We start from the raw sequence: 24,975 nt of genomic DNA, 5'->3' as shown, positions 1-24,975 counted from the left end.
CCAATTACTTTATAACCTGTACCCATTTGCCCTTTTGCAGCGCATTGATCGACGCGTTGTACATCGCACCACAATACGTAGCCGGCAGGTAATAGCGCCCGGTATAAGCCGCATTCAGCATTACATAATAGGTAACCTGCTGCCTTTCGTCGATGCCGAAATAAGTATTCACCCGGTCATCACGGATATCCTGGTAATCCGATGGTGAGGATTTAAAAGCCTCATCATTATTCAGCATCCGGGTGTTCAATATTTCCCATCCCGAAGGGAAAATCTGGGTCAAGGCCATATTGAAATAAGCCCCCTTATGCCCCGGATTTTTGACGATAACCTGTGCCACAAAATCTGTTCCCTGTTTCAGGTTGGTAATATTTATAGGCTGACCTTTTAGTGTCATATAATTAACCTGCATGCCCAGTATATCATCGTTATTTACACCAGCAGGTTCATCGCTCGGTGCGGGCTGACCTTTTTGTATCAGTCTTAGGTATAAAATATTATTGCCTTTATTTTTGATGGATACATTGCCACCTGTTGCTGAAAGCGGGGCTTGCCACAGATAGGAGCTTGAGGTAACAGCCGTATTGCCATAATCAAACATCAGCTTGTTACCGTTCTTATTCTGGCCGCAGTATTGGGCAATAGCCAGCAAGGCGTAAGCCGTAGTTTGTGTGCTGTACCAATCATCCTGCGATAAATGTGCTGATACGGTCTGTAACATAGCCGCCGCTTTTTGATGCTGGCCAAGCAGGGTGAGGGTTTCCAGTATCATGGCTTCATCGCGTAAATCAGATCCATACGTACCGTATAGCTGGTCGTAAGGTTGAATAGTAAGCGGCAGGCCTTTGATCATCTGCAGTGCTGTTTCGGGCTGACCAGCTAATTTATAAGCAGCAGCCAACCGCCATTTTGCCTGCGGCGATAGGTAAGCAAATTCCTTTAAACGGTTCATGGCACCCAACTCGGGTGTGCGGGCCAGTGCAAGCAGGTACAAACGGTAAGCCTGAACAAGGTCCTCGTCATAATAGCTACGTTTACCCGGTGTCCAGTTCACGGCTTGCTGATGCTGATATCTTTTCCATGAATCTATAAAGCCAACGGGCAGGGCATAGCCTTTTGCCTGCGCGGCGAGCATAAAATTGCCTGCATAGTTGGTACACCATTCATCGGCCGGACCCCCATCAGGCCAGTAACTGATACCACCACCGGGTGCCTGGAAATTGGTGAGCCTTGCAATTGTCGACCTGATATTGCGCTCCGCATCAGCCTTTTGGCGTTGAGAAAGATCGGTAAGTTGATCGAGATACAATTGCGGAAAGCCCGCCGAAGTAGTTTGTTCGGCGCAGCCATAAGGATATTCTATCAGGTAATCCAGTCGTTTGGCAAGGTTGAGGGAAGTAATGGACGATACTTCCATCGTGGCCTTGTTAGTGCCATACATACCCACCGGGGTATAAGGTGTGCTCCATGTTTCGCCCGGTTTTAGTTCCTTTTCCAGCGTTTTGGTAATTGGCGGGTTGGGGTTGCGTACATTCAATTCAACACTGTATTCAGCCGTTTCATTACCACTTTTGGCGGTTATTTTAACACTTCCAACCCCAACAAAGTTCTTTACATTTAAGTTGAAAGTAGCCATCTGGTCGCCCGGCGCGTTAAAGGTAAGGGTTTGTTTATCGTTACCCTGTAAATTGCTGAAGGCGTTCGACTGCACCTGTATGGTAACCGATTTTATATTCTTCTCCATCGCGAAAACAGTAACCGGTAATTTGATCTGCTCATTTGGCCCGAGTACGCGCGGCAAGGTTGCCAGCAGCATCAATGGCTTTTTAACGGCTACGGCTTTCTCTGCAAAACCATAAGCCCCGTTATGCCCGGCTATGATCATCGTCCGTACCGAACCTACATATTGTGGCAGCGTGAACTGATGAGTTTGTTTGGCACCAGCGTTGAGGTGATATGGCCCCAGGAATTTCACCACAGGTTTAAAGCGGTTAACGGATACATTCTGATTCCTGTTCAACGATTCATCACCACCTATGCTCAGGATACGTTCCAGCCCGCCCCCATAAGCACCGATCACATAATCAAAAAGGTCCCAGGTTTTAACGCCCAGCGCTTCACGGGCGTAAAATGCCTGGTGTGGGTCGGGCGTTTTGTAATTGGTGAGATCGAGTAAACCTTCATCAACTATGGCAATGGTATAGGTCATTTCCTTGCCTTTTGCTTCGGAAACTGTGATGGCTGAGGTACTTTCAGGCCTTATTTTATCCGGCATGGTTATCACCGGTTTTAATACGGTTGCGGGGTCATCCACGATTAGCGGGATAACGCCATACATGCGGATAGGCAGGTCGTTTACCATTTGCGCATGGTGCTGCAGCATGGTTACGTTAACAAACACGTTGGGCGACATGCTGCCATCTACCTTAAATTTATAGGTCGTTTGCCCCTGGTAGGTATCAATCCATACCGATTTGATGACCCTGCTGCCGCTTTCAAAGCTGATGAGTGCGCGGCCGTTATTACCTGTTGGTATGGTAAGGGTTGCTGTTTCGCCAACCTTATAACTTTTTTTATCGGATGCAAAGGAAAGCATTACCGCGTCGGTAGCGTTTGTCTGCTGCAGGCGTTCCGTCCAATCCAGGTAAACAATTTTGCCGGTTGCATGCCCGGTTTGCTCATCTTTTACACGGATGAGGTAGCGGCCCCAGTCATCCTGTTTTACATGCAGGTTCCATTTGCCTTTGCCATTTACCAGTTTAATAGTTTCTGTGCTTACCAGTTTGTTATATTGGTTTTGGGTGAAATTACTCAGTTCATCCCCGGTTTGGTCCCACCACCAGCGCCATTGTATTTTGTATAGTTCAACAGTAACATCACGGGTGCCGAGGAAAGGATTGCCGTTCACATCTACATCAGCAATACTAATTGTGTTATCCTGACCAACGCCCAGCATGCCGCTATAAGCCGAGCCCTCCGGTGTTTTAATGCCGACATAGCCGGTATATGCATTGTAAGGCAATATAACCTGCTGTATGCTGAAATTACCACCCGGCTCAAACACCTTTACTAAGAAGTTAGCCCTGAGTTGTCCGGGAGCCTGCTTATCTACCTGTATATTGGCGTTTATTCTGGCAGTTCCACCTGCATCAAGTCGGCCATCAAATACTGTTTGGGTTTGGGTGTTAAAGGCTAGGGTCGGATCGTCAAACACATAACCATCAAAGTTTTTAAAGGCGGTTACCTGCGGACTAACAAAGGCATCTACCTTGGCTTTCAAATTTTGAGCGATACCGCCAAAAAGCCATGTCGATTTCAGCGTTCCGCCCATATCGCCGCCTTTGGTTAAAGCCGTTTTGCCGCCAAATGAAAGATCGATCTTGAGGCGGTTAGGCATAATGGTTTCCACCTTGATATTCTTTTGGAACGCTGCGCCGCCAACGTTTACCTTAGCCATCCATGTGCCGGTAGGCGAAGAGGTAGTGGTAGCCGTGTGGAAACTATAGAAACCATCAACCGAATTGGTACGGGTAATGCGCTTGTACAACTGCCCCGCAGGATTGTAAAGCTCAAACTGCACAGGATGATCCGGTGGCAGTGTTTTAAGCTGATCCTGCAAAATAAAGGATACGAAAATGGAATCACCTGGCCTCCATACGCCGCGTTCGCCATAAATAAACCCTTTTAAACCGTTTTGCACCTGCTCACCACCCACATCAAATTTGGAGAGCATCAATGCGCTGGCATCATCAAGCTTTAAATAACCACGCTCATCTCCCTTTTTCGCGACCAGCAAAAATGGCTTATGTTTTAAACTGATATGCGCGAAGCCATTAGCATCAGATACAGATTTGGTAATCACCTGTTTCTGGTAATCCAATAAAGTAAGTTCAACACCCGGCATAGGCGCCGCGTTAAGGATGTTGGTTACTGCAACCAGCATGTTGTTATCGTTGCCTTTTTTAGCGATGAGGCCAATGTTGGATACGATAACGTTGCGTGTTGCCCATTTGTCTTTGGTATAAAAGGAATTACTGCAAGGATCGTCGCGCTCTTTCCATTTATAGCCATCCGGGTAATAGCTGTCATAACGTGCCCAGAAAGCATCGTAATCGTCAAGCTTATCGCCTGCTGAATTAGAGCCGTAATCATCACCCTCTTCAACTTCGTCCTCATCATTATTACCACCGCTAACCCTGGCAACGCCGCCTGCTTTGCAATTAAAGAGGGAATATTCCTTCCTGAAACCAATGATCACCCGGTAAATAGCACCCGGTTCGGTCCGTATCAGCGAATCAATATCCAGCATAAAGCGATTTTTAGCTGTTAGTTTCAGGCTTTTATCTTTATCCAGCCTGATGGTAGTTTGTACAACCGGCTTACCTACCTGTCTAAGCCCTTGCTCTGTGGTAAGATCATTGTTTTGCAGGAACTGGGTTACATTATTTGCATAGATCTTAACGATGGTAACATCCACCGCCTTCAGGTTAACTGCATCAAAAGGCAGCATCAATCTGCCTGAATCGGGCAGAATTACGCCTTTACCGGGTATGATGACCCCGGGCAGCCGGTTTTCAAAAAATACATTGGCCGTAAAGGGAGCAGTGATCTTTTCGCCATAAATATCCTTTACGCCTTCGTTTACAAAAGCATTGTAGTTACCCAATAAACGATCGGAGGCAAATATTTTAACCAAACTGCCATCAATGGTATAGGATGGTTCGCTAACGTTGTTCATTCCTATCAGTCCGCTAAGTTCCTGACCTATCATAACCGGGTTAGAGAACTGCACCTCCACGTACTCGTCCTGATCTTGCACGGCACGGATATCCAGTACCTTGAAAACGCCGACAATCGGGATGTCAAATGCCTGGCTATCGTTACTCTCAATACCCAAAGGAGAGCCATTCCAACGCACGGTTAACTGTGTAGAGGCGGCTGTTGGCCTGTTAATATTATCAATAGTGAAAGTGTGTGTGTTGGTCACATTATCATGCTGCCAGGTGATCACTACAGGCGTAGTGTATTCGGCGTGGATGATCTTTTCTATTTTTAAGGGATCTTCTTTATCTGCGGTTTGGATAACTCCGATTAATTTCATTTTATCCCTTGAAGTGTTGGTAGCGGTTTGCAGGCCGTTAAAGGTGACGGTAAAGTCGGGTTTAATGGTCTTAAACTGAAAGGCGAAATGATGCAGTGCAGATGGTACACTGGTAATCTTTGCAAGGTTAAAATCCCCCTCATAAAATTCATCAGCCTGCATGGCATTTTTAGGCCTGAATTCAATCGTTTGCGCATCTATCCAATAAGCTTTCCCATCAATAGCCGGGGAGAATTTGAAAACGCCGTCCTCAATTGGCTCATTTTGGGCATGACTGGTTTGCACTTCGCCGGTAAGCTTAATTCGTATTGCCGCCACGCGCGAAACAACCCCGCTGGTATACGATTCAATGTATTTGCTGAACGCCGGGTTCACATTGGTCTTCCGCTGGTGTTTAACCAGTAGAATGATCCCAGTGATGAAAATGACAATAAACAGTACAGCAAGTAAAGGCTTGCGGTATTTCAAAAGGTAAGGGTGAAGGTTCATAATGAATTGGAGATGCTTATCAAATATAATGATGAAAAAGCGAGGAATTATCAGTTTGCAATAATTCCTGAAAATATTTTTTCGGGTCGCTGATAAGGCTTATTTTAGCTATAAAAACTCAGGAAATGCCTTGGGCAATACCATCAAAGTGATGTTAATTTATTGTGTATTTTTCTGTAAATAGCTAATGATTAAGTAACTTAAACTTAATGACTGACTAATAGGAGAGTGCTACTATTGCATATAAATAATTGACATTTATATGCGCTTATTTAAAAACCCCTTATTACCCTCCCAAATTTTCCTGATTGCCTTACTGACCCTCTTCCTGAAACTAAATACAAAAGCCCAATGCGTGCCACTTTTAAACGGGTTTGCCCATAATGATTACTGGCATAAACGGCCCTTACTAGACGCGCTCGATAACGGTTATACTTACATTGAGGCTGACGTTTATGAGCGCGATGGCAGGCTTATTGTAGCTCATATACTGCCTGTATTAAACCATCACCGCACACTTGAAGATCTGTACCTGAAACCCTTATTTGATCATGTATTAAAAAACAATGGTGAAGTGTACCCGGGTTATCGTAACTCGGTTACGCTGATGATCGATGTAAAATCAGACGCTGATAAAACTTACCTGGTTTTAAAGGATATGCTTCAGAAATATAGTGGTATGCTGTCGAGTTATTCAAACGGTAATATTCATATAGGGCCGGTTACTATTGTAATATCAGGCCATAAACCCGAGAAGTTATTAAGTACTGAATATGCCCGGTTTGCCTTTGTAGATGAAGACCTGCGACTGGTACGAAAAGATACGCTTACCGACATGTATATGATGGCTAGTTGTAAGTATTCCAAACTATTAAACTGGCGTGGTGACGGTGCTTTGCCCGATCAGGAAAGACAACGCCTTTGTTCGTTTGTAAATGTTGCTCATAAGTTTAATCGGAAAGTGAGGCTATGGGCATCGCCTGAGAATACCGTTGTTTGGAAGACCTTATTAAACTGTGGCGTCGACCTTATAAATACTGATAAACTGGAAGAATTGAAAACGTTCTTAATTAATGACAAATCAACCAAGGTTGTGAGTATTAAGCAATTATAGATTTGTTTAATACAAGGTTTACACAAAGTTTAATATGCTGTTAAAATTAACATTACCTACCCTTATAATTGAAGCTCAGTTAACACTAATATTACATAAGAGCCTGAATGTAAATAATATATTAGTTAAATATTAAATATTCATGAATGTTTATTTTTCATAGTAAATCACGAAAAGCTATTTTATAAGTTTGGGAATATTGATTGAAAATAGCAGATGAGAAAGAATATTTTATTCATTACAGGATCCCTTAATCAGGCCTCTCAAATGCACCAGATCGCTTCCTTATTACCGGAGTACGATTGTTGGTTCAGCCAGATTTTTACTGATTCAAAGTTTCTTAATTTCCTTATAAAATATACACCCCTGGCAAACGGTACCGCCCTTGCCGGCCAGTTCAGAAAAAATACTGAAAACTACCTTGAAAGCCATAACCTGCAAATGGATTATAAAGCGCAAAAAAATAACTATGACCTAGTAGTTTTTTGCAGTGACATGATAGTGCCAACCCGTTTGCGACACAATAAAACGCTATGGGTGCAGGAAGGCATGATTGATAAGGCTACACTAATGACTCATATTGTTAAAACACTTGGCTTACCTATTGCCTTCACCGGTAATACATCGCTAAACGGCTCAACAAATATTTGTGATATATACTGTGCGGCATCTGAAGGGTACAAGGCTTTTTTTACAAAAAACGGAACTGAAAACAACAGGATAATAGTTACCGGCATACCTAATTACGATAACCTGGAACGCTTTACTGATAATAATTTTCCGTATCGCGATTATGTAATGGTGGCCACAACTGATATGCGTGAGACATTCCGGCATGAGGACAGGCCGGCCTTTATTAAGGAGGCGGTAAAAATTGCCAATGGCCGTCGGCTATTATTTAAGCTGCACCCAAATGAAAATTTTGAGCGTGCCGAAAGGGAGATCAGACAGTACGCCCCTTTAGGCACATTACTTTATCATACAGGTAACACCAACGAGATGATCGCTAATTGCAGCGAGCTCATCACCCAATACTCAACAGTGGTATATACGGGGATTGCTTTGGGTAAGAAAGTATACTCCTGGTTTGATGGTGAGCAATTGAAGGCGCTGATGCCCATACAAAATCAGGGTACATCGGCCCAAAATATAGCGGGTATTTGTCGGGACTACATGGAGTTTAATGGCAATAGAAAGTTGTTCTTAAAACGCTACAAATACCAGGCAGTAGCAATTTACAAACACGAAGAAGAATTAGTTTTTCAAGCATAGATGGCTCAAAATATACTAATCGTGGTGCAGGCGCGCATGGCTTCAAGCAGGTTGCCGGGCAAAGTTATGCTGCCTTTGCTAGGCAAAAGCTTGCTGACTAGGATGGTGGAACGTTTGCAGATGATAAGGCATGAGGCTGCCATTGTTATTGCTACCTCAGTTAACGCTGAAGACAATATAATTGAACAGGAAGCAGCTGCTATTAATATACCCTGTTATCGCGGCAGCGTTAATAATTTACTGGAAAGGCATTACATGTCGGCAGTAAAACATAATGCGGATATCGTACTGAAAATACCCTCTGATTGCCCGTTGATAGATCCACAGATCATTGATGAAGTGCTTGATTTCTTCTTTCAACACCCAGGCAAATATGATTATGTAAGTAACTTGCACCCAGCTACCTGGCCCGATGGCAATGATGTGGAGATCATGACCATGGCCTGCCTCGAAAAAAACTGGCGGCTGGCTGAACGTCCTTTAGAACTGGAACATACCACGCCCTACATATGGGAAAATCCTGATCAGTTTAACATAGGTAATGTGAGCTGGGGTAAGGGTTTGGATTACTCTATGTCGCACCGTTTTACTATTGATTATCGCGAAGACTACGAGTTTATCAACAGGGTTTATGAAGAATTGTATCTGCAAAATCCAGGTTTTTCCTGCGATGATATCATCAATCTCATAACTGAAAAGCCTGAGATATATGAACTTAATGCAGTCTATGCAGGTGTAAACTGGTACAGGCACCATTTAAATGAACTGAATACTATCTCGGCTGATCAAACAAAAAAAGCAGCCAATAAATAAGCTAAATAATATGCAAAATAATATACGCGACAATAAAGAGCTGGAGGCAATAGCGCTGAATGTACGGGAGCATATCATCAAAATGTCGACCGATGGGGGATGTTTTACCGGGGCTTCATTATCGGCAGTTGATATGATCGTTTACCTGTATGCTGAATTTTTAAACCTGCATAAAGATAACTTAACAGATCCTGAGCGCGATTACCTGTTCCTGTCCAAAGGCCATGATGTGCCTGCGCTATATGGCACTTTTGCCGAGCTGGGTTTGATTGAAAAAGAAAGATTGGCCAATCACTTATCTATAAACGATCATATCTACTGGCACCCAAACACGCATATCCCGGGTATTGAATTTCATTCCGGCTCATTGGGGCATTTGCCATCGGTAGCTATTGGCGTTGCTATGGATATCAAGATTCGTGGCGGCGCTAATAAAGTAATATGCATTATGGGCGATGGTGAACTGAACGAAGGCTCGTGTTGGGAAGCAGTTTTGGTGGCCAATGCCTATAAACTGGATAACCTGATTTTTGTTATCGACCGTAATAAATTCCAGGCCAATATGGCTACAGAGGATTTGATCCCGCTGGAACCATTACATAATAAATTTACTGCTTTTGGAGCTGCTGTAAGCCGGATAGATGGACATGATTTTAACGAACTGCGCCGTGCATTTGAAAAATATCCCTTCGCCGAAGGCAAACTGAATGTAGTTATAGCCGATACGATTAGAGGTAAAGGCCTGCCAAGCATTCAGGCCCGCGCCGACCGCTGGTTCTGCAATTTCTCTGCCGATGAAGTGGAGCAGCTTTTACAGGAGCTGCATGGCGAACACACAACTCAATTAACATCAGAAACTTTAGTGGTTAGATAATATGTCGTACGAAGAATTACTTACTGAATTGTCGCTGGCTGATGAACGTTTTGTCGTAATGACTGCCGAAAATCGTGCGCTGATACGTAACCTGCCCCAGTTATTAGGCAAACGTTTTATTGATACCGGCATAACCGAACAAACCATGATAGGAGCAGCCGCTGGTCTTGCTTTGCGTAATCGCATACCCGTTGTACATGCGCTGGCTTCTTTCTTATCCATGCGGGCGTTTGAATTTATCCGTACTGATGCAGGGATACCGTCATTACCTGTAAAATTAAGCGCTTTTATACCGGGTTTATTATCAGATGCCAATGGCCCAACCCACCAGGCTATTGAGGATGTATCCATTATGCGCGGTATCCCCAACATGACGGTTTTTGCTCCGGCAGATGAGGATGATATGGTGAAAATGATGCCTGAAATATGGGCATCACCTAAACCCGCATATACTCGCATCAATACCCGTAAAACAAGCTATGTACATGCCCCATTTGAACCCGGCAAAGCCGAGGTGATCGAACAGGGTACTGATGTAACTATCCTCACTTATGGATTGCTTTTTGAACAGGCATTGATAGCTACTGAAATATTAAAGAGTGAAGGTTTATCAGTAGGCCTTATCAATATGCGCAGCCTTAAACCGGTTGATGAGCAGGCCATATTGAAAGCTGTTGACCAAAGCGAGCTTATTGTAACGCTTGAAGATCATTTCCTTACAGGTGGACTGTACACCATTGTTGCCGAAGTATTATTGAAACATCAAAAAACTGCAAAGGTATTGCCTTTCGCACTCAATGAAAAATGGTTTAAACCGGCGTTGCTGCCTGCTGTAATAGAGTATGAGGGCTTCAGCGGTAAACAGGTTGCGGAAGTTATACTTGGCTACCAAACCAATCATATCCAACCAGAAATTTTAAAACCTCAGTTCGCTGAATAAAAGAAACTATTATATGTCTAACAAAATAGCATTTAACGAGAATTATCCGGACATCACCCAATCCGATAAATTATACGAACGCGCGCTTAAAGTGCAAAAACCGGTTACACAAACGCTGGCAAAAGGCCCCGGGCAGTTTACCAAAGGTGTAGCACCTAAATATTTGGTAAAAGGCAAAGGATCACATGTTTGGGATGCTGACGATAACGAATACATTGATTTTAACGCTGCCATTGGCCCGGTATCATTAGGCTATGCTTACCCGGCTGTTGATAATGCGATAAAAAAACAACTGGAGAATGGCATCACCTTTTCACTGATGCACCCACTTGAAGTTGAATTATCAGAACTGGTACAGCAGGTTATCCCTAATGCAGAGGCTGTGAAAATAGCCAAAACGGGTGCTGATGTATGTTCCGCAGCTATTCGTGTTGCAAGGGCGTTTACAGGGCGCGATAAGGTGTTTTGCTGTGGCTATCATGGCTGGCACGATTGGTATATCGGTATCACCAGCCGTAACGCGGGTGTGCCTGAGCCCGTACAGGACCTAACCTTTACGTTTGAATACAACGATATCGAATCCATAAAAGCTGCGCTTGATGAAACTGTAGCGGCCTTAATATTGGAGCCTTTTATCTTCCAGGCGCCAGCTCCTGGTTTTCTACAGGAACTGGCAGAGGTATGTAAGGAGAATGGTACGCTGTTGATATTCGACGAAATGTGGACAGGTTTCCGCATTGCCGTTGGCGGCGCGCAGGAATATTTTAATGTAAAAGCTGATCTGGCAGTTTACTCAAAGGCATGTGCAAATGGGATGCCTATCGCCTTGTTAACCGGCAGGGCCGATGTGATGGAGCTTTTCAATTCAAAGGTATTCAGCTATACCACTTTTGGCGGCGAGGCTTTATCGCTGGCAGCTTGTATAGCTACAATAAATGAGCTGATCGACAAAAATGTACCGCAATATTTGGATGAAAAAGGCGCATTGCTAAAAGATGGCTACAACAAATTAGCTATTGAACTGAGTATGGATAAATACACTAATTGTATCGGTTTTAATTGCCGCACAATGGTAACATTTACGCCAGAGGCTGGCAATGGACTTGAGGTTAAAACCTTAATGCAGCAGGAAATGATAAAACGCGGCGTATTGTGGGCAGGTTTCCATAATATGTGCTACAGCCATACTGATGAGGATATTGACTATACACTTTTAGCTTACCGCGATGTACTGCCAATAGTAAAAGAGGCTATTGAAAGCGGCAACATCAAGCAATACCTGAAAGGCGAAGTATTGGAGGCTGTTTTCCGCAAGGTGAGCAACTATAATATCAAACCTAAAAACACATTGGCCAGCTAATATGGATTTGTTTTCATTAAACCAAAAAACGGCTGTTGTTACCGGCGCGCTCGGGCTCATTGGTAAAAAACACTGTGAAGCATTGGCTTTAGCTGGCGCGAATGTGATGGTTGCTGATGTTAACGCTCAAAAGTCCGCTGAATTTGCGCAGGAACTGGGCGCTCAGCATATGGGTATTGGTATTGATGTTACCAATAAAGCATCTGTTACTAATGCCTTGAACGAGGTAATCGCTAAATACGGTTCGGTTGATATATTGGTAAACAATGCTGCTATAAATGATATGTTCGAGAACCCGGCATTGGCGAAAGATCTTTCAGCATTTGAGAATTACCCGCTGGAGGTTTTCCAAAAATCATTGGATGTTAATATAACCGGTGTGTTTTTATGCTCGCAGGTATTTGGTTCTGTAATGGCTGAGCAGGGCAGCGGGAGTATCATCAACATCGCATCAACCTATGGCATGGTTGGCCCAGACCAAACTATTTATCGTAATGAATGCGGTGAGCAAACTTTTTATAAGTCGGCGGCATACCCGGTTACCAAAGGTGCTATCATCAATTTTACACGCTTTTTAGCGGCATACTGGGGCGATAAAGGGGTGAGGGTGAACACGCTTTCGCCGGGTGGTGTAGAGAATGGGCAGAACGAGTTTTTTATTCATAATTATTCAGCAAAAACATTATTGGGCCGCATGGCCAAAGCAAACGACTACCAGGGCGCGCTAATTTTTCTGGCAAGTGAAGCATCAGCTTACATGACCGGGGCAAACCTTGTGGTGGACGGTGGCTGGACAGCAATTTAAAAATCAACCAGATCATGAAAAATATCTTACAAGAAAAAGCATCACGCATTAAATTATTGATCACCGATTGTGACGGCGTTTTAACTGATGGCGGCGTTTATTATGGTGAAGAGGGCGAGCAGCTAAAAAAATTCAATATACAGGATGGGATGGGGGTTGAACGCCTGCGCAAGTTGTTGGGCATTGAAACCGCGATTATAACCGGTGAGGCATCACCATCGGTAGTTAAAAGAGCTCAAAAATTACAGATAACCGAATTGCATTTGCTGGCAAAGAATAAGCCTGCAATTTTAAAAGAAATGCTATCACGCCTGCAATTAACAGGTGAGGAAATTGCCTATATCGGTGATGATTATAATGATCTTGAAATAATGAAGCTGGTGGGCTTTACAGCAAGCCCAGCTAATGCCTTGCCTGGTATAAAAGCGCAGGTTGATTATGTATGCGAAAGCAAAGGCGGCGAAGGTTGTTTCCGTGAATTCGCCGAGCTGATCATCGACCTTAAAAGTGAAGTATTTGAGTTAGCAAACGAGGTGATCACCCTTAACAATGGTCGCAAAATAGGTAAGGGCGAGTCATGCTATATTATTGCAGAGATTGGTATCAACCATAATGGTTCATTAGAGATCACAAAAAAACTGATTGACGAAGCAGTGGCAGCTAAGGCTGACGCAGTTAAATTCCAGAAACGGACCCCGGAGATATGTGTGCCCAAAGACCAGTGGGAGGTAATGCGCGATACGCCTTGGGGCCGTATGAGCTATATCGACTATAAACGTAAAACAGAGTTCGGCATAGCCGAATACGCAACTATTGATCAATATTGTAAAAAAGCAGGCATCGACTGGTTCGTATCAACCTGGGATGTGCCCTCAGTTGATTTTATGGAGCAGTTTGATACCGTAATGTACAAGCTGGCATCGGCTTCACTTACTGATTTTGAGCTGATAGAAAGAATATTGGAAACTGGTCGCCCATTGATGCTCTCAACCGGCATGTCGACTATGAAGGAGATTGAAAATGCACTGGCATTTATCAATGCTTTCAGCCCGGATTACCCACTATTTGTAGCGCATTCAACTTCAGCATACCCTTGCAAGCCTGAGGAGCTTAACCTTAAAATGATCCAAACGCTTGAAAATAAATTTCCGGGCATACCGATCGGTTATTCGGGACATGAGACAGGTTTGGCTACTACCGTCGCAGCCGTTAGCATGGGCGCAACTTTTGTTGAAAGGCACTTTACGCTTGATCGTGCCATGTGGGGATCAGACCATGCTGCATCTGTTGAGCCGCAGGGCCTGCAACGCCTGGTACGCGACATCCGCGATGTGGAAATTGCCGCAGGCGACGGCGTAAAAAAAGTTTATGAATCAGAACTTGGGCCAATGAAAAGGCTGCGGGTGAATATTAGTGATGAGTATAAGACAAAGCCTTTAATTAGCTAAATGACACAGGAGGAAGTAGTTACTATAACCACTATTACACTTGCCTGCTGGGCAGTCTTTATTATCGCGTGGGAACGGATCTCACCCTATCGTAAAGGCTTGCCCTTTTTCAGGGAGGGCTTTTGGGTTGATTTGGTTTGGTACACTATTATTCAAAGCTATTTTTTAAAGATCGTCATCTTTGATTATATCATAATGCCGGTACAAAAGAGCTTCGACTGGTCGCATATTCAATTTGTGTCGCACTGGCCAATTGCTGTACAGGTGCTATTCTTTTTGGTTACGCACGATCTGTATATCTATCTTTTTCACAGGTTCCAGCATTCCAGTAAATTCTTTTGGCGCACACATGAGGCGCATCATTCCGGTAAACAAATTGATTTCCTGTCGGGATCAAGATCGCATATAGTTGAGATACTGATTAACCAAACCATAGAGTTTGCACCCATAATTATATTAGGTGCTGACCCTATGGTTGTACCGATTAAAGCTATGCTTGATGCCATGTTCGGTATGTTTATCCATGCCAACATCAATGTTAAAATGGGCAAGCTAAAATATTTCCTCAATTCTCCTGAGCTACATTTGTGGCACCATGCCAATTACCAGGAGGTTTTTCACGCTAATTTCTCGACCAAGTTTTCGGTATGGGATCACCTCTTCGGTACGGTATATGATCCGGGCTTTGCACCAGGCAATGAGCCTGAAAACTGGGGCCTGTATTATGATTATCCTAAAGATTACTTTTTGCAGCATGCCTTTTCGGTAAAGCGTTTTGATGAAAAGGCCTTATTGAAATATAAGTGGTTCAATAGCTACTACACCTTACGGCATCGGCTTAATCACAGCATCCAACAATTACTATCGCGTAAACGAAAAACGGTAAACGAGCCTGCAGTTACGCAATTGCAACCGGAGGAAGAAGTGGTTGAACAAAGTATTTGATCAATATAAATTATATAAAATGTAAAGATTTTGCTTATCGCAGCTCAATAGACGATAGAAAGCCATTCCATCAGTTCAGCAACAAAAGGAAAGCACAATATTGCTATTGTGCTTCAATAAGTTGTCATGTATTTTCAGGGCCTATAATAATTTAGGTTTATCTGATCCTTTGCCAAAGCGGTAACCCAGGGTAATTTCATGCGTTGGCATATTAAAGCCACCCAGGTTATCAGATGCCAGCCCGAACTGGTAGCTATAGCCAATGTGGAAATTGCTTACGTTCAATGTAAAGATGCCGGCCATTTCATTATTGGTACGGTAATTTATGCCCAGGCCTATAACCTGCCTAAAGATCACTGTGCCCGAAATATCAGCAATCATCGGCACCCCTTGCACATAGGATACCAATGTAGCAGGTTTTACGGCCACATCCTCATCAATATTTGCTATGAAAGCTCCTGAAAAGTAATAGTGGTTCTTGAAGTTGTTATTATCCTGTACAGATGCTGTTCCCAGGCTGGTGATAGATAGTTCGGGCACCGATATACCAACATAATACCAGTCGGTGTAAAACATCACACCAAATCCTAAATTGGGCTTGGTTTCCCTCACATCACTGGCAAATACAGGGTCATTGGCATCCAGACTTGAATAGTTGGCCACATAGTTGCGTATCCCTGCGTTTAATGATACCGACAAAAAGTTCTTCGGACTAAGCTGTATCGCTTTTGCAAAGTAAGCGTTTACCTCGGTTTGGTGTTCTATGGCAAACTTGTCATTCATTACGATCAAGCCCGCTGCCCCGTCTACAGATTCGATAGGGACATTGACATTAGCCATAAAAGTTGTAGGCGAGCCATCAACCCCCAGCCACTGCCTGCGGGCCAGGGCATTAACCGAGGCTGCTTTATCCAGCAGCGAATAAGCGGGGTTAAAAGGCGTAAGGTTATCCATATACTGCGTATAGCTGAACTGACTGTTCTGCGCATGTACATTTGCGGATAATGTTAAAAAAAACAGGATGCTTACCAGCGTTGCGGTAATACCATTGTTTATAGGTTTCAATTTCATCTTCATTACTGATATTTTAGTACTAAAAATCCTGTTTTACGTTTGCTCTCTCCGTTAACTGTATATTCAAGCAGGTAGAAATATGTTCCGGCCTGCTGCAGGGTTCCTGTGATATTTGAACGGCCATCAAAAACGCGGTAAGCATTGTCATAGCTGCGGGTCTGGTACACTTTTACACCATTGCGGTTCACAATGGTCACCTGGTTATCCGGATAGTTCTTGATGCCCTCTATTAAGAAGAAGTCGTTAATACCATCACCGTTTGGCGAAACAGCCTGGTGTACTATGATCTCATCACCGGCATTATCGGTAACCGTAATTACAGCGCCTGTAGTTGATGCAGCGTTATAATTATTATCACCCGGCTGTGATACCGTTAAGCTAGTTGAACCTATGTGGAGGGCATTTAATGTTTGCCCGTTTACACTGGCTATGGTAGGGTCGCTTACAGTAAAGGTAAGCGGCAGACCTGAACTGGAGGTGATCACGCTCAGGTCATATTGGCTACCCTTTATCAAGGTTGGTATACTCAGCACACTGATGGTTTGATTAGCTTTATTGATCACTAAACCCTGGCTTGCTGTTGGCGTTGTGGTATAGTTCGAATTAGCAGCCAAAGTTGCAGTTATTAAAGTGTTTCCCGCTCCGGTGATATGTATTTTACCATTTACAATAGTGGCAGCAGCAGGGTTGCTACTGGTATAAAGTACAGTTTCACCATCACTGGCCACTGCACCCGGGTCAAAGTCTGGGCTGCCATAGGTTTCTACAGGTAAAGGATTAAAAGTAAGTGTACGGACAGCCTGTTTTACGGTTAAAGTACCAGCCACGTAGCTAATGGTATAATTGGCATCAACCGCACTGTTTGCTGTAATAGGGTAGGTACCTACCGGTGATGTGCTGGTGGCTGTAGTGGTAATAGTTGGCGCTGTTGTTAAACTTGCAGCATTATCACCATTTACAAAGCCGGTATAGGTGGCGGTAAAGGTTGGTAATGGTAATCCGTAAGTTGTAGTTTGGTCATTAGCTGTTATGGTTAATGGTACTTTGCCTATGCTTAGTGTACCTGCTACGTAGGTAATGGTGTAGTTAGGGTCAACCGCGCCGCTGGCTGTTATAGCGTAAGTGCCTGCAGGCGATGAGGAAGTGCCTGTAGTAATTATTGTTGGCGCAGTGGTTAAACTTGCGGTGTTATCACCATTAACAAAACCGCTGTAGCTGGCGGTTAATGCCGGTATAGCACCACCATATACTGAGGTTTGGTTATCGGCAGTAATAGTTAAAGCAGCTTGGCCAATAGTTAATGTACCCGCTACATAGCTGATGGTATAATTAGGGTCAACAGCTCCGCTTGCATTTATTGGATAAGTGCCTGCCGGTGACGATGCAGTACCTGTAGTGGTGATAATTGGCGCAGTAGTTAAGCTTGATGCATTATCACCATTTACAAAGCCGCTATAGCTAACAGTTAGGGCAGGTATTGCCGAACCGTAAGTAGAAGTTTGGTTATTAACAGTTATAAGCAGTGCAGATTTACCTATTGCCAAAGTACCTGCCACATAGCTGATGTTATAGTTAGGATCCACAGCGCCGCTGGCAGTAATAGGGTAATTACCAGCCGGTGATGCGGACGTGCCCGTTGTGGTAATAGTTGGGGCGGTGGTTAGGCTTGCCACGTTATCATCATTTACAAAACCGCTGTAGCTGGCAGTTAGTGCCGGTATAGCGGCACCGTGGGCTACACTTTGGTTATCGGCGGTAATGGTAAGGTTTGCCTTTCTGATGGTTAATGAGCCTGCTACATAGCTGATGGTATAGTTAGCATCTACGGCTCCGCTTGCTGTTATAGGATAACTGCCCGCAGGTGATGAAGCAGTTCCTGTTGTGGTTAATATAGGTGCCGTAGTTAAGCTAGATGCATTATCGCCATTAACAAAGCCGGTATAACTGGCTGTCAGAGTAGGTAATGCCGAGCCATATGTTGAGCTTTGATTATCTGCTGTAACTGTCAATGCTGCTTTGCCGATGGTTAATGTACCTGCAGTGTAGCTTATGGTATAATTCGGATCAACTGCCCCGCTTGCTGTAATTGGATAGCTGCCTGCCGGTGATGCTGATGTACCGGTAGTAGATATGGTTGGTGCAGTTGTTAAACTTGCCGAATTATCGCCATTAACAAAACCACTATAACTGGCGGTAAGCGTTGGTAATGCTGCACCATAGGTTGAGCTTTGATTATCAGCCGTAACTGTTAATGCTGCTTTGTCGATAGTTAACGTACCGGGAACATAAACAAAGGTGTAATTAGGATCCACTGCACCGCTTGCGTTAATAGGATAAGTACCTGCCGGTGATGCCGTTGTAGCAACTGTGCTAATAGTAGGCTGAGTGGTTAAACTGGCCGCATTATCACCGTTTACAAAACCACTATAACTGGCGGTAAGGGTAGGCAATGCTGATCCGTATACGGAAGTTTGATTATCAACCGTAATAGTTAACAGCGCCTTGCCGATAGCTAAAGTACCGGCCACATAACTGATGTTATAGTTAGGGTCAACCGCGCCGCTTGCAGTAATAGGATAGGAGCCTGCCGGTGATGCTGACGTACCGGTTGTACTTAATGTTGGTGCAGTGGTTAAACTTGCCACGTTATCACCATTTACAAAACCGCTGTAGCTGGCAGTTAGTGCCGGTATAGCGGCACCGTGGGCTACACTTTGGTTATCGGCAGTAATAGTAAGGCTTGCCTTGCCAATGGTTAAAGTGCCAGTCACATAACTGATGGTATAATTTGCATCCACCGCACCGCTTACATTTATTGGGTAAGTATTTGCCGGTGATGCTGAAGTAGCTGTTGTGCTTAAAGTTGGTGCCGTAGTTAAGCTAGCTGCATTATCGCCATTAACAAAGCCAGTATAGCTTGCTGTAAGCGCAGGTAATGTTGAGCTATACGTTGAGTTTTGGTTATCAGCAGTTACGGTTAATGCCGCCTTGCCAATCGTTAAAGTGCCGGCAACATAGCTGATATTGTAGTTCGCATCCACCGCGCCACTAACAGTAATTGGATAGCTGCCTGCCGGTGATGCAGCTGTGGCTGTTGTTGTTACGGTTGGTGCAGTGGTTAAGCTTGTTGCGTTATCGCCATTTACAAAACCGCTGTAACTGGCTGTTAGTGTTGGTAATGCTGCACCATAGGTTGAGTTTTGATTGTCAGCAGTAACGGTTAGTGCCGCTTTGCTAATAGTTAAAGTACCAGGCGTGTAGCTAATAACGTAATTAGGATCCACTGCGCCGCTTGCGGTAATAGCGTAAGTGCCTGCGGGAGATGCTGCCGTGGCGGTAGTGCTGATAGTAGGTGCAGTGGTTAAACTTGCCGCGTTATCTCCATTTACAAAGCCGCTATAACTTACTGTAAGGGTGGGCAATGCTGATCCATATACTGAGCTTTGATTGTCTACCGTAACAACCAACAACGCCTTGCCGATAGCTAAAGTACCTGCCACATAACTGATATTATAGTTAGGGTCAACCGCGCCACTTGCAGTAATAGGGTAGCTACCTGCCGGTGATGCTGATGTGCCAGTGGTACTTAATGCTGGTGCGGTTGTTAAGCTTGCTGCATTGTCGCCATTTACAAAGCCACTGTAACTGGCAGTTAGTGTTGGTATAGCTGCTCCATGGGCGATGCTTTGGTTGTCTGCGGTTATGGTAAGGTTTGCTTTACCAATGGTTAGCGTCCCCGCAACGTAACTGATGGTATAGTTAGCATCAACAGCTCCGCTTGCCATAATAGGATAGCTACCTGCCGGTGATGCAAAAGTTGCTGTAGTGCTTGAAGTTGCTGCGGTGGTTAAACTAGCCTGGGTATCACCGTTAACAAAACCGCTGTAAGTGACTGTAAGTGCAGGTAATGCAGAGCCGTAAGTTGAACTTTGGTTATCAGCAGTAACAGTCAGTGCTGCCTTGCCGATGGTTAAAGTACCTGCCACATAGCTGATGGTATAATTCGGGTCAACTGCACCGCTTGTATTAATTGTATAATTACCTGCCGGTGATGATGCTGTGGCTGTAGTGCTTGCAGTTGCCGCCGTGGTTAAACTAGCTTGGGTATCACCATTTACAAAACCGCTGTAGCTAACTGTAAGTGCAGGTAATGCCGCGCCATAAACTGAGCTTTGATTGTCAGCGGTAATAGTCAATGCTGCTTTGCTAATGGTTAATGTACCAGGTGTGTAGCTAATGGCATAATTAGGATCCACTGCGCCGCTTGCGGTAATAGCGTAAGTGCCTGCGGGAGATGCAGCTGTGGCGGTAGTGTTGATAGTAGGTGCAGTGGTTAAACTTGCCGCATTATCACCGTTTACAAAGCCGCTATAGCTTACAGTAAAGGTCGGTAGTGCTGACCCGTAAACTGAGCTTTGATCATTTACAGTAACAACCAATATGGTTTTACCAATGGCTAATGTACCAGCCACATAGCTGATGTTATAGTTAGGATCGACCGCACCGCTGGCGTTAATTGGATAAGAACCTGCCGGTGATGCTGATGTAGCAGTAGTACTGAGTATTGGCGCAGTGGTTAAGCTCGCCGCATTATCACCATTAACAAAACCGCTATAGCTGGCAGTTAAGGTTGGTATTGCAGCTCCGTGTGCTATGCTCTGGTTATCTGCAGTAATGGTAAGGCTAGCTTTGCCGACCGTTAAAGTACCCGCTACGTAGCTGATGGTATAGTTAGGGTCAATTGCTCCGCTTGTATTAATTGTATAATTACCTGCCGGTGATGCAGCTGTTGCTGTTGTGCTTGCTGTTGCCGCCGTGGTTAAACTGGCCTGGGTATCACCGTTTACAAAACCGCTGTAACTGACAGTAAGTGCAGGTAATGCAGAGCCGTAAGTTGAACTTTGGTTATCAGCAGTAACAGTCAGCGCTGCCTTGCCGATGGTTAAAGTACCTGCCACATAGCTGATGTTATAGTTAGGGTCAACTGCTCCGCTTGTATTAATTGTATAATTACCTGCCGGTGATGCAGCTGTGGCCGTTGTGCTTGCAGTCGCTGCCGTGGTTAAACTGGCCTGGGTATCACCATTTACAAAACCGCTGTAAGTGACTGTAAGTGCAGGTAATGCTGCGCCATAAACTGAGCTTTGATTGTCAGCGGTAATAGTCAATGCTGCCTTGCCGATGGTTAAAGTACCTGCCACATAGCTGATGGTATAGTTAGGGTCAACCGCTCCGCTTGTATTAATTGAATAATTACCTGCCGGTGATGCTGCTGTGGCCGTTGTGCTTGCGGTCGCTGCAGTGGTTAAACTAGCCTGCGTATCGCCGTTTACAAAACCGTTGTAATTGACTGTAAGTACAGGTAATGCCGAGCCGTATGTTGAACTTTGGTTATCAGCGGTAACAGTCAGTGCTGCCTTGCCGATGGTTAAAGTACCGGCCACATAGCTGATGGTATAGTTAGGGTCAACCGCTCCGCTTGTACTAATTGTATAATTACCTGCCGGAGATGCTGCTGTGGCTGTAGTGCTTGCAGTTGCCGCCGTGGTTAAACTAGCCTGGGTATCACCATTAACAAAACCGCTGTAGCTGACTGTAAGTGCCGGTAATGCTGCGCCATAAATTGAGCTTTGGTTATCAGCGGTAACTGTCAGTGTTGCCTTGCCGATGGTTAAAGTACCTGCCACATAGCTGATGATATAGTTAGGGTCAACTGCGCCGCTTGTATTAATTGTATAATTACCTGCCGGTGATGCTGCTGTGGCAGAAGTGCTTGCGGTTGCCGCAGTAGTTAAGCTTGCCTGGGTATCACCATTTACAAAACCGCTGTAAGTGACTGTAAGTGCAGGTAATGCCGCTCCATATGTTGAGCTTTGGTTATCAGCGGTAACAGTTAATGCAGCTTTGCCGATGGTTAAGGTGCCGGGACCATAAGTTATTGCATAGTTAGGGTCAACTGCTCCACTTGTATTAATTGTATAATTACCTGTCGGAGATGCTGCTGTGGCTGTAGTGCTTGCAGTTGCCGCCGTGGTTAAACTTGCCTGGGTATCACCGTTAACAAAACCGCTGTAACTGACTGTAAGTGCGGGTAATGCCGCGCCATAAATTGAGCTTTGGTTATTGGCAGTAATGGTTAATGGGGCCTGGTTAACTGTTAATGATTGTGTAACATTGGTTGCAGCTGAATGCGTAGCATCGCCTGCCTGTGAGGCAGTAATATGTGCTGTACCAGCACCTACTATATGAATATTGCCGCTTACTATGGTGGCTACTGCTGTGTTATTGCTACTATAGGTAATTGCCGGTGTACCGCTGTTGGTACTGGTTGCGCCGGGCGCAAAATCGGCATTGCCATAGGTTTTAGTGGGCAGTGCATTAAAAGTAATAGTTTGCGGGGTTAATGACGGCGCGACAGTAAAAGTTGCCGATGAGCCTGATGCTGGTGCCAGATTTCCTGCCAGATCTGATGCTGTTCCGGCACCTATGGAAATACCCAGAGTTCCGGTACCGCTAATGCTTGAAATGCTTACCGTGTATGTTGTGCCTGATCCGGTTACGGCAACAGTACCTGCGGCTGTACCTGTAGTAATAAGCGAAACATTGCCTGTCGCCAGGGTACTAGTGTTAAAATTGACATCAGCATAGGTTACGGTGTAGGTTACGGGGCCCGTTGAGGTACTGCTTACTGAGGGGCTACCAATGGTAACTGTTGGTGCAGTTTTATCAAACGTAACCAGATCACCTGCGGCGAGATCATTATATGAACTTTGATTCCCGGCCAGATCCGTAAACTGAACTACATATGGTATTCTCCCCTCAGCATCGCTACTAGTCATGGTATAACTTCCGGAATAACTATTTCCACCTAAATTTGATACTGTGACTGAATGCCCGGCTATGGTAAGCGTTGGCGTTTGTACAGCTTCATTTGTGCTGAATTTAAGGGTTACAATATCTCCCGTTTTGGCAAAAGCGCTGTTTGTGTTATTTGAAGCATAAAGAAGACCGGTTGCAAGAGGGGCCGTTTTATCTATGGTATAAGCCTGGCCCGCAAACGGCAGGGTTGTACTTATGCCCGGACTCAAGCCTGTAGCATTGGCAAGGTTTAATGCGATAGTTCCATCTCCTGTGCCTGTATTAGCAGTTACTGTATAGGTTGTGCCAGAGCCTGCGATTGATGTAATACTTGCACCGCTAATACCACCTGTAGTTGTTAATGAAAAATTACTTGTTGATAACCCTGTTACTGCCGCGCCAAAAGTTACAGTATATTGAACTGAGATGGCATTGGTTGGGCTTGTTGTTACCAGGTTGATAGAGCTAATAGTTGCAGAGGCTACAGGGCTTACATTGTTAGGATTGTTAGTGCCTGTTGTTGTAAGATAATTTTCGCTGCCGGCAGGGCCATTATATTCAACAGCCATTACCCGGTAAGTATTACCTGCTGTAAGGCCTGTAATGTTTACTGTTGAGCCCGTGCCATTATATACACAATACCATCCGCTGCCACCAATTTGTGTGCCGGATGCGTATGTTGTATTAGCAGTGTAGGTAGTGCTATTTACAGGTGCCGGACTGCCCGTTGATGCCTGTGTTATAAATACAGCCCTTGAAGCACCGCTGCCATTTGTCCAACTGGCGGTAGTGCCGGTTGCTGTAGTGTTAGTGAAGACTACATTGGTGGCTTGTGTAGCTGGTATGCCAATTAATTGTATAATATTTCCCTGGTTATCAGTCGTGCCATTGGTGCCGCCATCGTTCACATAAATATTTGTTGGACTTATTATGGCTATACCATAAGGGAAATCATAACTATCACTGCTTAAACCGGTGTAAATATTTGTTGGCGTACCTGTGCCATTGGTGTATTTTACCAAGGCATAAGCCGGGTAAGTATTAACCTGTGAAGCATACAAGTTGTTAGCAGCATCAACTGCTAAGGAGGTTGCATATTGATTAGTGGATACGGTTGACACCGCGTATGAGCTTGCTTTTGTTAGTTTATAAATATGGCCGCCATCATTATTAGCGCCATCATCATCAAAAGCATCAGCAACATAAACATCACCGAGAGAGTTTACCGCCAGACCTGCAGGAGGAGTATAATAAAAGCCGCTGAGTAAGCCAACTGCATCTAACTTATCATATAAAACAGTACCGGCTGAACCTGCAGCACTGCCGGCGGCATATTCAACAACTTCATAGGCGCCGATCCCGCTGTTGCCGCCATCGGCATTTATATTATATTGTATAGCATATATATTATCGCTTGCATCAATAGCAAGGCCGGAATAATACCCTAAGCTTGCAGTTCCCGTTTGGTAAACTGACGCTGTATATGATGTGCCGCCATTAAACTTTAGTTTAATGATATTGCCATAAGGCAGGGTGGGGCCATCGTTATCAGTAGTGAAGTAAATATCACCGGTGCTGGTTACAACAAGGCCTGTGCCGTAATCACCTTGCTGGTCATTATCCGGAAATCCATCATAAATTACGGTAGGAGCGCCTGTGCCATTGGTATATTTTACAACTTCGCCCTGTGTGCCGCTGGCATCAGTTTGTAAGGCATAAATATTACCGCTGGCGTCTTTTGCTAACGCAGTTGCCAGGGCATTTGTTGAGAGTGTAACGTTCGTAAATTGTGCACGGGCAGGCAACGCTGTTCCAATAAAAAGAATTATTGCTGAAACAATGTAAAAACCTTTTGTAAATAATGTTTTCATACTTTTTTGGT

12 protein-coding genes are annotated in these 24,975 nt (G+C 44.5%); 9 read left to right on the top strand and 3 right to left on the bottom strand.

Going from position 1 to position 24,975, the window contains the following annotated elements; translation table 11 throughout:
• Window positions 1-4: 4 nt before the first annotated feature.
• Window positions 5-5,590, bottom strand: coding sequence for an alpha-2-macroglobulin family protein (locus BLU33_RS13900; protein ID WP_091373892.1), 5,586 nt, complete (start codon window positions 5,588-5,590; stop codon window positions 5-7).
• Between the two features lie 262 nt (window positions 5,591-5,852).
• On the opposite strand from BLU33_RS13900, the gene BLU33_RS13895 reads away from it, so the two are divergent.
• The 9 genes from BLU33_RS13895 to BLU33_RS13855 all read left to right on the top strand — a co-directional run bounded on the left by BLU33_RS13895 (window position 5,853) and on the right by BLU33_RS13855 (window position 15,161).
• Entirely contained in the window at window positions 5,853-6,704 is an 852-nt protein-coding gene (locus tag BLU33_RS13895; protein WP_091373889.1) for a phosphatidylinositol-specific phospholipase C/glycerophosphodiester phosphodiesterase family protein, read from the top strand.
• A 216-nt stretch (window positions 6,705-6,920) separates the two neighbouring features.
• Window positions 6,921-7,976 carry a UDP-N-acetyl glucosamine 2-epimerase gene (locus tag BLU33_RS13890; RefSeq protein WP_091373886.1) on the top strand — a complete coding sequence of 352 codons (1,056 nt, stop codon included), beginning with the start codon at window positions 6,921-6,923 and terminating at the stop codon, window positions 7,974-7,976.
• Window positions 7,977-8,789 carry a cytidylyltransferase domain-containing protein gene (locus BLU33_RS13885; RefSeq protein WP_091373884.1) on the top strand — a complete coding sequence of 271 codons (813 nt, stop codon included), beginning with the start codon at window positions 7,977-7,979 and terminating at the stop codon, window positions 8,787-8,789.
• 10 nt (window positions 8,790-8,799) lie between these two features.
• Window positions 8,800-9,663: a transketolase gene (locus BLU33_RS13880; RefSeq protein WP_091373881.1), complete on the top strand. Its 864-nt coding sequence runs from the start codon at window positions 8,800-8,802 to the stop codon at window positions 9,661-9,663.
• Between the two features lies 1 nt (window position 9,664).
• A complete protein-coding gene (locus BLU33_RS13875) occupies window positions 9,665-10,603 on the top strand; it encodes a transketolase family protein (protein ID WP_091373878.1) in 939 nt (312 codons plus the stop codon).
• A 13-nt stretch (window positions 10,604-10,616) separates the two neighbouring features.
• Entirely contained in the window at window positions 10,617-11,963 is a 1,347-nt protein-coding gene (locus BLU33_RS13870; RefSeq protein WP_091373875.1) for an aminotransferase class III-fold pyridoxal phosphate-dependent enzyme, read from the top strand.
• A 1-nt stretch (window position 11,964) separates the two neighbouring features.
• On the top strand, window positions 11,965-12,768 hold the full coding sequence (locus BLU33_RS13865) for an SDR family oxidoreductase (protein WP_091373873.1): 804 nt from the start codon (window positions 11,965-11,967) through the stop codon (window positions 12,766-12,768).
• 14 nt (window positions 12,769-12,782) lie between these two features.
• Window positions 12,783-14,216 carry an N-acetylneuraminate synthase family protein gene (locus BLU33_RS25515; protein WP_091373871.1) on the top strand — a complete coding sequence of 478 codons (1,434 nt, stop codon included), beginning with the start codon at window positions 12,783-12,785 and terminating at the stop codon, window positions 14,214-14,216.
• Window positions 14,217-15,161, top strand: a complete 945-nt coding sequence (locus BLU33_RS13855) for a sterol desaturase family protein (RefSeq protein WP_091373868.1) — start codon at window positions 14,217-14,219, stop codon at window positions 15,159-15,161.
• 141 nt (window positions 15,162-15,302) lie between these two features.
• Here BLU33_RS13855 and BLU33_RS13850 read toward each other — a convergent pair whose 3' ends face one another.
• Both BLU33_RS13850 and BLU33_RS13845 read right to left on the bottom strand, forming a co-directional pair.
• Entirely contained in the window at window positions 15,303-16,238 is a 936-nt protein-coding gene (locus tag BLU33_RS13850; protein ID WP_091373867.1) for a PorP/SprF family type IX secretion system membrane protein, read from the bottom strand.
• Window positions 16,238-24,964 carry an MBG domain-containing protein gene (locus tag BLU33_RS13845; RefSeq protein WP_157682145.1) on the bottom strand — a complete coding sequence of 2,909 codons (8,727 nt, stop codon included), beginning with the start codon at window positions 24,962-24,964 and terminating at the stop codon, window positions 16,238-16,240. Before BLU33_RS13845 ends, BLU33_RS13850 begins: the two co-directional genes overlap by 1 nt.
• Window positions 24,965-24,975: the final 11 nt, after the last annotated feature.

It is taken from the genome of Mucilaginibacter mallensis, from assembly GCF_900105165.1.
GTDB classification, from domain to species: Bacteria; Bacteroidota; Bacteroidia; order Sphingobacteriales; family Sphingobacteriaceae; genus Mucilaginibacter; species Mucilaginibacter mallensis.
This window is presented reverse-complemented; position numbering and strand designations above follow the sequence as displayed.